This window comes from Flavobacterium sp., assembly GCF_043720215.1.
GTDB lineage: Bacteria > Bacteroidota > Bacteroidia > Flavobacteriales > Flavobacteriaceae > Flavobacterium.
In genome coordinates this window covers 1-10,181 of the sequence record NZ_JAYSSZ010000167.1, presented here as the reverse complement: position 1 = coordinate 10,181, position 10,181 = coordinate 1, and the positions used below count along the sequence as shown (strand labels likewise).

Genomic DNA, 10,181 nt, shown 5'->3' with positions numbered 1-10,181 from the left:
TTCGGACAATTTGATGGCTTCATCCAAATTACTTCCTTGCGATGACACCATTCCTGCATTCATACTTTGCAGAAACATTTTGGCTACATTATAATCGGTTGTGATGGGCAAAACTGGAAATGCACTTCCAGCATAAGCAATAATTCCTATTCTGTCACTTCCTAAATTATTAATAATTTGAGAAACAACTTGTTTGCTTTTTTCTAATCGATTTGGTGCAATATCTTCACAAAGCATACTTTTTGAAACATCAATCGCAAAAACAATATCTATTCCTTCTCTTTTTACTTTTTCTACTTTAGTTCCTATTTTTGGATTCACTAATCCTAAAATAAGCATGGCTATTCCTAATAAAAGAATACCAAATTTCAACGCTGGTTTAAAATTTGATTTTTCTGGACTTAATTTTTTTACTAATTCTACATCACCAAATTCTCGTTGTTTTTTTCTTTTCCAGAATTCAACATACAAGAAAAGTACCGCCAAAATTGGCAGTAGAAATAATAAGTATAAATATTTTGATTCGTCTAATTCGTACATTTTCTTTTATATAAAACTTCTAAAAATAGTATTTCGTAATATAATTTCTATCAATAACAACAAACCAGCAAGCCAAACTAATGGTCGGTATTTTTCATCGTAGTTCACAAATTTTAATTCTTCGACTTCCGTTTTTTCTAACTTGTTTATTTCGTTATAAATACTTTCTAAGTTAGAATTGTTCTGAGCTCTAAAATATTTCCCACCTGTTTTTTTGGCAATTTCTTTCATTAATTGCTCATCAATTTGAACAGGCATCATTTTAAATAAAAAACCTCCATTGGGTGCATAAGCATATGGAAACATTGCATTTCCATTTGTTCCAATACCAATCGTGTAAACTTTTATTCCGAATTCAGCGGCAATTTCTGACGCCATTACAGGTTCTATAAATCCTGCGTTGTTTACACCATCAGTCATTAAAATTATAACTTTACTTTTTGCTTTACTGTCTTTTAATCTATTTACAGCGGTTGCTAATCCCATCCCGATTCCAGTTCCGTCTTGCAAAACATTGTCGTATTGAATGCTATTGATGGCTTCAAGAACTACTTCTTTATCACTAGTTACAGGTGTTTTTGTATAGGCTTCGGCGGCATAGACCACAATTCCTATTCTGTCATTTACACGGGCAGTAACAAAATCTGAAGCCACACTTTTGAGTGCTTCCATTCTGTTGGGTTTCAAATCTTTAGCAAGCATACTTCCAGAAACGTCAGATGCAATGACAATATCAATTCCATTAGTTGTATTTCTTTTGTTACTAACATCGACTGTTCTTGGTCTTGCCATCGCAACAATTAATGCGCTCAAAGCTAGTAATCGCATGGCAAATAATACTGGTTTTAGTTTTGATAGAACCGATTGTGATGTTTTAAAACCTTGTAATGAACTTATTTTTAGTGTCGGTTTTTCTTCTTTTCGTTTAAAGAAATACCAGCCCATAGCAAATGGAAGTAGTAAAAACAACCAAAAAAATTCTGGATTTAAAAAAGTGATATTGGTCATACTAATTCGTGATTTGTAATTCGACAGAATTTAACATTCGTTCCGATATTTTTTCTGCATTTTCATCGCCTTCTTTGTGTGCAAATATGATTTGTTGTAATCCTCCAGATTGGCTAAACAGAATAATTTCATAAAACATTTTTCGTCCACTGTTTGTAAATGTTCCATAGGCTTTTGTTCCTTTTATCCCTTTTTCGGTGCTAAAATCTTCTTGTTTTGTGGTTATATTTTGACAACCTTGAGCCGTTAATGTTTGTATAGTTCCTTCTAGAGCTTTGTTTAAATCGGCTTCGGTTTCTTTTTTGAATTGAATGGTTGATACTACAATATAAAACTCTTCTATCATGCTTCCATAACCAAACATTTGCATGTCTTTTATGAGTGCCATTGCATCTTTCGGGATTGTTTTTTTAGTATCTAAACGCGTTAATACCTTTGGAGTTTCTATCATTAGTGATGGATTTCCGTAATCACTTTTTATCCAATCACCTTCTAATAATTCGGTGGTAGAATATCCTGAAAATCCGTTTATTACATAATCGAAACCTTTTGTTGTAATTGTATAAGCAATTAGGGAAGCTAATATTCCGACTAATACACCCGCAAAAGTCATTTTTTTCTTTCTTTGTTCTTTTTTAAGTTTAATTTCTTGTTGCAGTAATTCCCATTTTTTACTATTCTCATCTACTACAACTGGAATAGATTTGTCGAGTATTACAATGGTTTTTTCGATTCTTTCTCTATCATCAGCAATTTCGAAATCTAGTGGTTTCACTTTGGCAAATTTTACTAAATCGGCTTGTTTTAATACTTTTTCTAAACTTAAAAGTGTTTCTTTAGAAAGCTTCATTTTTTTCTTGGTCGATGCTGCTCTAAGTGCTAAAATAAGTTCCGAAGTGGTGCTTTCTTTAGCAGGAATGTCAATCGCTTCTTCGATATAATCACGAGCAATATCGGTTAGTTCCGAATAATATTCTTTTACTTCACCTTTTTCCAGCAAATGTTTTTGCTCTAACAATTGTAATAAACTCGTTGCTTTTTCGATAGGAGAATTATATACAATTGCTTTTTCAGGCACTTTTCGGTATTTTTTCCAAAGGAAATAACCAAGAAATCCTAAGCCTAAAATCAACAAGAATCCTAAAAGGTATTTCCACCAGTCGCCTGTCGGTTTTTCTACTTGTATAATAGGTTTAATGTCGTACATTTTTTGTTTTAACGTATCGACTTTGATATTAAAAACTTCCACTTTTATACTATCTGAAAAAACTGGAATTCTATCTATTAAAACTGGAATTCTAGGAATTACATACTTTCCAGAATCGAATTGTGTTAAACCATATTTTTTAATGAGCTCGAATGTATCTTTTTCTTTGATAGTATCTATTGGATAAGATTCGATAACTTCTAAACTTCCAAAGTTTTTAGCCGTTGGAAATATGACTTTCGAGGTCGATTTTACTTTCGTTTTTAATGTCAATGTAAATTGCGCACCAATCTTGTTTTTAGTTGTATCGATAGATGTTTCAACTTTTTGAGCAAAAAGTGAAGTCGAAATAAGTAATAATATATATAGTTTTAATTTCATTTGATTGTTCCTCATCATTCTTAAATCCTTATCTAGATTTAAAATATCCTAATAATTTTGTAACATAACTTTCGTCTACTCTTGTGCTCACAGTTCCAGAACCGCATTTTGAGAATATGTCTTTAAAATAACTTACTTTTTCGTTATAATACTTTTCATATTCAAAACGGACATTTTTAGAATTTGTGTTTATCCATTGTGTTTCACCTGTTTCGGCGTCTTGCATGGCAACCAAACCTACATTTGTCATTTTTTCTTCACGAATATCATACACGCGAACACCCGTAATATCGTGCTTTTTTCCTGCTATTTTTAATGTTTTTTCGTAATCATCATCTGTAATAAAATCAGAAATCATAAAAACGATGGCTTTCTTTTTTTGTGTTCCAGATAAGAATTTTAACGCTTGTGAAATGTCAGTTTTATTGCTTTTAGGTTTAAATTCTATTAATTCACGGATAATTCTAAGTACGTGTGGTTTCCCCTTTTTAGGTGGAATATATAACTCGATTTCATCGGTAAATAAAATTAAACCTATTTTGTCATTATTTTGAGTCGCCGAAAATGCCATTGTTGCTGCAATTTCGGTTACAATTTCGCTTTTTAGTTGGTTTTTTGTTCCGAAACTTTCCGAACCAGAAATATCGACCATAAGCATCATCGTAAGTTCACGTTCTTCTTCAAAAACCTTTACATGTGCTTCGTTATATCGCGCTGTTACATTCCAATCGATAGCGCGAATGTCGTCGCCATATTGGTATTGTCGCACTTCCGAGAAAGTCATTCCTCGTCCTTTGAAAGACGTATGGTACTCACCCGAAAAGATATGATCGCTCAATCTTCGGGTTTTAATTTCTATTTTTCGGACTTTTTTTAAGAGTTCTTTTGTATCCATTTTTTAAAGGCAATAATGTTAATTACTTTTGCTTTATTGCTTTTAAGGAACTTCTATCTCGTTTATGATTTTGTTGATAATATCGACTGAAGTCACATTTTCGGCTTCCGCTTCGTACGTGATTCCAATTCTGTGACGCAATACATCGTGTACAACAGCACGAACATCTTCTGGAATGACATAACCACGACGTTTTATAAAAGCGTAACATTTTGCTGCATTAGCTAAATTGATACTTCCACGAGGTGAGGCACCAAAACCAATAAGCGGCTTTAAGCTTTCTAATTTGTATTTTTCTGGATAACGTGTGGCAAAAATAATATCGAGAATGTATTTTTCAATTTTTTCATCCATATAAACCTCACGAACTGCTTCTTGGGCACGAATAATTTGCTCTACAGAAACGACTGGGTTTACTTTTTGGAAACCACCATTTAGATTTTGACGAATTACCATACGCTCGTCTTCCATTTTAGGGTAATCAATAACTGTTTTAAGCATAAAACGATCGACTTGAGCTTCTGGCAAAGGATAAGTTCCTTCTTGCTCGATTGGGTTTTGAGTCGCAAGCACTAAAAAAGGTCTGTCTAATTTGAAAGTAGTATCGCCAATAGTTACTTGTTTTTCTTGCATGGCTTCCAAAAGTGCTGATTGTACTTTTGCTGGCGCACGATTTATCTCATCGGCAAGAACAAAATTAGCAAAAATAGGTCCTTTTTTTATCGAAAATTCATTTGCTTTAATGTTATAAATCATGGTTCCCACAACATCGGCAGGCAATAAATCTGGGGTGAACTGAATACGGCTAAAAGAACCTTGAATTGCTTGCGATAATGTATTTATGGCCAGAGTTTTTGCTAAACCTGGAACCCCTTCAAGCAAAATATGCCCTTGACCTAAAAAGTCCGATAAGCAAACGCTCAATCATGTGTTTTTGTCCCACAATTACTTTGTTCATTTCCATTGTGAGAAGGTCTATAAAAGCACTTTCTCTTTCAATTTTTTCATTAATCGCTCTAATGTCTAAAGTCGTTGTATTTTCTTCCATTTTTATTTTTTTAAAGCCGTGAATTTAGGATGTATTTATTAAAGATGCAAATTGAATTTTTTTTTAGAAGTAAGATGTTAAAAAATGGTTAAAACTTCTTTAAAACATTCAATTTTAAGGATGATTTGTGATAGTATTTAACTATTTTTAAGAATTGAAAAAAAACACACGGTTTTGATTAACAAACGGCTCCTTATAAAAAATCTTTTGGCTCACAATGATGAGTGCAGTTTTTATGATAAGAAGCGACAGTTAAACTTGCATTCACGAGAAGGAAAAGGGAAATTTTTAAAACATATTTGTGCTTTATCAAATTCAAATCCTACCAATAATTCTTATATCGTTGTTGGAGTTGAAGATTCTGATAATGAGATTGTAGGCGACGATTTTTTTGATGATAGTAGAATTCAGAATTTGGTGAATGCTTTTTTAGAAAATCCACCAAAAATTCAGTACGAAAATGTGCCGTTTCCTAATCTTCCAAAAGATAAAGTCGTTGGTTTAGTGACTATAAAACCCAATAATAAGGTATCTTTTTTTAAAAAAGGTATTCATACAATTGTTGCTAATTCGATTTTCAAACGCGTGGGAAGTAACACGATTCCTACCGAAGATAAGATCCCTTTTTCTAAGCAAAACATTGAAACTGTAATTAGTATCGAGAATAATTCTAGAAACAGCATTGGTTATACCTTAGAGGGTGTTTTAGATTTTATAAACATTCGTCACAAAGATATGTTTACTGACTATAAAGTTTTTAAAGAATTGTTTGTGGTTTGTTGGTCTGGAAATAAAAAGAAAGTTAAGCAAAATAGTTATTTTACAAGAGTTGATATCGAACTAATTAACGAACAAATTAAACTTTTTTATTCAGCACAAGACGAAGTTTTGATAGAATATGATGAAAATTCTTTTATAATTACAGAATATATTTCTCTTGGACTAAACGACAAAACAAGTTACTATCCTTTAGAAAAAGTGACTATTACTTTTTTTGATAATGGTTATTATAAAATTGAAAACAAAATTTTATTTGAACCACCTATCTTTAATCAACGAATTTTGCATCATATTTATAACGCTACTAAATCTTTATTAGCTAAAATGGATAAAGGATTAATTCTTGATGAACATGAGAAAAATGATCTTCAAAATTTACCTTCAATATTAATGATTTGCCATTTGAACGGATTTGAAAATGCTAAACAAAGACTAATTGATGCCAAGAATTTATTAAAACCTTACCCACAAGTTTATTTGAATTTTAAAGAATCATTGCGAGTTTTAAGAAAAATGAAATATGACAAACTCGATTCTAATTGAAATCATTAAAATTATCTAAAAAAAAATCTAAATTATATATACTCCTTATTGTATGGTATAGCATTAGTAGCCAAAGAATAAAGCCTCCAACAATGTTAAAAAGAATTGGGATTCCTATTTTTTTGTCATTTATCGTATAATAACCTTCTTTAAATGCCAATGAAATAGTTTCGAAGCTAGGTTCTTTTATAAGATCGAGCATGTGAATAATTGAAACGACTACATTTATAACTAGCATTGCAAAAACAGCAAGGACTAATGTTGTAATAAACAGGCTATATTTAGTTTTTCTATCTAAGTTTTGTATATTTTGTATCATACAATTAAGATTATAAGAATTGCCTATTCTTTTAGAAAAAATCCCAAATAGAATAGACAATTTTTTGAGGTTAAGTGATAAGATAATTGGGGTATCTTATTGCTCAAAATTATTTATTCTTAGCGACTATGTTTTACGGTTTTTCCTCACTTTTTGTTAAAATTTACATAATTGAAAATTAAAAACATTGTTGAGTTAATGAAAGGCTAAACTAAACCTAATTTTTTGGCTTCTCGAATAATATCTTCGTCACTCCCTTTTTGTAGATTGAAATAGTCACGAATGTTTACTTTTCTTTTTTCGATTGCACTAATTGAAATATTCAGGTAACTTGGTAGATTTTTTGTTTTTATACCTTGTGATAATAAAGTAATTATTTGCCTATTTTCTTGATCTAAAATACTTGATTTGGAAAGTATCTCTCTTAAATTCTGGGTTACCGTTGTACTATGATAAATTTCATTTCCCATTATCTTATCGAATGCGAAGAGTAGTTCTTCTGCACTAAAATCACTTTTTACTAACAATCCGTGAGGTTCAACAGTTCTAATTATATCATATAGTAATATCGCTTCTGTATGCGAGGTTAACATGACTATCTTTGCATTAGGCAAATGGATTTTAGTTAGCATAGCTAAATCTTGTCCAGATTTTATATCCATTTCTTCATAAGGCGGTAAACTGAAATCTAGAAAAACTAAATCAAAATTTATTTTATTAGATTTATGGGTAATTGTACTATATGCACTTTCACAATTATAAACTGCAGTAGTTTCGATTTCTAATCCTAAATTGTTGTAGGACAAGATAATCTTGTATCCTTCAATCATTGAAGGATGATCATCAACCATTAAGATTTTTAATTTTGTTTGCATAAATTTATTTAGCTCTTGCTAAAATACAATTTACGTGGGAATAATCAAGTTTATTTGTGTCCCTTTTCCGGTGTTTGATTCAATTTGTAATGTTCCTCTAATCATTTTTACTCTGGATTGAATATTTTTTAGTCCAATTCCTGATTTTACTTTTTTTACATTAAACCCAATTCCATCATCATTTATTTCAACATGAATATGATTGTCTCTCTTTATTATAGTGACAGCAACACTAGTTGCTTTTGCATATTTTCGAATATTTTGTAATGCTTCTTGAAATATTCTATAAAGATGCATCTTGGTTGATGCTTCTATTGTTTCCCAATTTATATTATCATCTATTTCTATACGACAATTTATATCAGAAATAGCTTCTAGGTCTTGAAACAAAGCTGTTATTATTGTTTTGAAACTGTCTTTTCCTGCGAAAATATCATTATTCAAATCGTGAGAAATAGAGCGTATTTCTTTTTCTATATTTTGAATTTCTGCAATATGCAAAAGACATTTCTTTATAGTTTCTTCGTCTGTTTTTTTACTAAGAATAAACAAATTTAGTCTTGTACTAGTTAGTTTACTCATTATTCCGTCGTGCAATTCTTGTGCAATTCGCTTTTTTTCGTTTTGTCTTCCTTCATCAATCCTACGTTGTTGCTCTAACATTAACTGATAAATTTCTTCATTTACTTTTCTTTGTTCTTGCTCAAATTGAAGTTCTTTGTTCTTCGAATGCTGCCATTTTGCAAGATATAACAAGGCTATAATTAATATTAAAAATAAACTAAATCCCAAAATTATCCATCGTTGTAAAGAAATTTTATCCTTTTCGGCTTCAATGTTTTTTTTCTGATTTAAAATTTCATCTGTTTCAAACTCGATTCTTGCAAATTTATTACGAGTAGTACGCTCATTATTTTGAAGACTATCTGTTAATTTTATAAATTGATTATTATAAAAAGAATCGTTATTAGTATCTATTTTAGCAAGTAATTCGAGAGATTTTAGTTCATCCTCAAATATTTTATTAGTATGAGCAAGTTCTTTTGCTTCGATACTAAACGACATAGCTTTTTTGGTGTTATTATTTATAAAATAATATTCTGAAAGGTTTATTTTGCTAGAAACAATTCCTGGAATATTCTTAAGACTGTCTCTTATTTGTAGAGCTTTGTCCAACAATGATAAAGACGAATTATCATGTAGTTTGAATTTAGAATACCCCAAATTATTAATTAAATTAGCATAAAGTAACGGCTCACTTTTTCGAAAATCTGAAAAATCTAATGCTTTTTCGAAATAATAAATTGCTTTTTTATGTTTTTTTTCTTTCTGAAAAACTCGTCCTAAATAATTATATGTCTGTGCTTTGAGAGATAAATATTGGGAATCTTTTTTTAGTTGATTCGTTGTTTCGTAGGCTTTATTATAATATATTATTGATTGTTTGCTGTTATTACTGCCTACTAAAGCATTTCCTAGGGTGATGTAACATTCATAAATTAATCGTACATCTTTTTTGTCATTTATCGTTTTTAAAATGTTTATGATTGCCGTTTCACAACCCAAAAAATCTTTTTCATAAAATAAAATATTAGCTTTATATAACCTTAATCTGTCAATATTACCTTTATTTTTTAGATGTAAATATGTCTTTTCTGCTTTGCTATAATAATAATAGGCACTGTCATTTATAAATTTATTATAATGATAATCACCAATATATTGCAATGCCTTCACGGTTCCAAGAGAATCTTTACTTTCTTGAGACATTGTGTAAATCTCACGAGAAATATTCAAATATTCTTCGTCTTTTTTAAGATTATAATACCTTCCCGCTAATTTAAAATAGCGATCTCTAGTTAAAGAATCATTGTTTTCACCCTGCAAAGCAGCATGCGCTTTTTTAGTATATTCTATGCGTGTTTCCTCACTGATACTATAATCGTTAGCTTTCGCTAGCAATGTATCTATATTGTCACTATAAAAATCGACTGTTTTGCCATTTTTCTTCTCAGAACAATTAATAAATAATAGACAGAAAAGAAACAGGAAAAGTATTTTCTTCAAAATATACAATTTGTATTACATGATTTCAAATTTACTAAAAATATATTTTGCAACTAGAAAGACATTTTATAAAACAACTTTTTATGGTTTTGGCATAGGAATTGGTGGGTCAATCTCGCCTGTTGCTTGCAAATTTTTCGGATCTTTAGGGTTTTCTATCATATCATCTGCAGTACACGATGAAAATGTTAGTAATAAAATAGTAATTCCTAATATATAAATGATAGTTTTCATAATTTTGTGAAATTTAGTTAATATTTAGCTTTTTAAATGCTATTTTTTTTAATTATAAAATGCCATATCGATTTTATAATTTTATCAAAATTATAACCTCCTAAAAAATAAATTTTACGGTTTTTCCTCACTTTTTGTTAAAATTTTAAAAAAGAGAAGTTTTTTTAATTTTTTTTTTGTGTAAATTCACATCTATAATATCATAAAATGAGAACATTCGTAATAGGCGATATACATGGCGGACTAAAAGCGTTAGAACAAATACTGGTTAGTGCAAAAGTCAC

At 30.2% G+C, this 10,181-nt stretch carries 9 protein-coding genes and 1 pseudogene; 1 reads left to right on the top strand and 9 read right to left on the bottom strand.

Going from position 1 to position 10,181, the window contains the following annotated elements:
* From ACHZC3_RS07755 to ACHZC3_RS07735, 5 genes and pseudogenes are all read right to left on the bottom strand, one after another.
* On the bottom strand, window positions 1-540 hold a 540-nt coding region (locus ACHZC3_RS07755; protein WP_394759291.1), incomplete at its 3' end, for a VWA domain-containing protein.
* A gap of 6 nt (window positions 541-546) precedes the next feature.
* Window positions 547-1,548 carry a VWA domain-containing protein gene (locus ACHZC3_RS07750; RefSeq protein ID WP_394759290.1) on the bottom strand — a complete coding sequence of 334 codons (1,002 nt, stop codon included), beginning with the start codon at window positions 1,546-1,548 and terminating at the stop codon, window positions 547-549.
* Between the two features lies 1 nt (window position 1,549).
* Window positions 1,550-3,136, bottom strand: a complete 1,587-nt coding sequence (locus ACHZC3_RS07745) for a hypothetical protein (RefSeq protein WP_394759289.1) — start codon at window positions 3,134-3,136, stop codon at window positions 1,550-1,552.
* A 28-nt stretch (window positions 3,137-3,164) separates the two neighbouring features.
* Window positions 3,165-4,031, bottom strand: coding sequence for a DUF58 domain-containing protein (locus ACHZC3_RS07740; protein ID WP_394759288.1), 867 nt, complete (start codon window positions 4,029-4,031; stop codon window positions 3,165-3,167).
* Window positions 4,032-4,073: 42 nt separating this feature from the next.
* A pseudogene (locus ACHZC3_RS07735) lies at window positions 4,074-5,079 on the bottom strand (AAA family ATPase).
* Between the two features lie 174 nt (window positions 5,080-5,253).
* Between ACHZC3_RS07735 and ACHZC3_RS07730 the strand changes: the two are divergent.
* Window positions 5,254-6,402, top strand: coding sequence for an ATP-binding protein (locus ACHZC3_RS07730; protein WP_394759287.1), 1,149 nt, complete (start codon window positions 5,254-5,256; stop codon window positions 6,400-6,402).
* On the opposite strand, the gene ACHZC3_RS07725 is transcribed toward ACHZC3_RS07730, so the two are convergent.
* From ACHZC3_RS07725 to ACHZC3_RS07710, 4 genes are all read right to left on the bottom strand, one after another.
* On the bottom strand, window positions 6,395-6,721 hold the full coding sequence (locus ACHZC3_RS07725; RefSeq protein WP_394759286.1) for a hypothetical protein: 327 nt from the start codon (window positions 6,719-6,721) through the stop codon (window positions 6,395-6,397). The genes ACHZC3_RS07730 and ACHZC3_RS07725 overlap by 8 nt on opposite strands.
* Before the next feature lie 206 nt (window positions 6,722-6,927).
* Window positions 6,928-7,596: a response regulator gene (locus tag ACHZC3_RS07720; protein WP_394759285.1), complete on the bottom strand. Its 669-nt coding sequence runs from the start codon at window positions 7,594-7,596 to the stop codon at window positions 6,928-6,930.
* A 30-nt stretch (window positions 7,597-7,626) separates the two neighbouring features.
* Complete coding sequence (locus ACHZC3_RS07715) at window positions 7,627-9,663, bottom strand: ATP-binding protein (RefSeq protein WP_394759284.1); 2,037 nt, start codon at window positions 9,661-9,663, stop codon at window positions 7,627-7,629.
* An 81-nt stretch (window positions 9,664-9,744) separates the two neighbouring features.
* Window positions 9,745-9,897, bottom strand: a complete 153-nt coding sequence (locus ACHZC3_RS07710) for a hypothetical protein (protein WP_394759283.1) — start codon at window positions 9,895-9,897, stop codon at window positions 9,745-9,747.
* Window positions 9,898-10,181 lie beyond the last annotated feature (284 nt).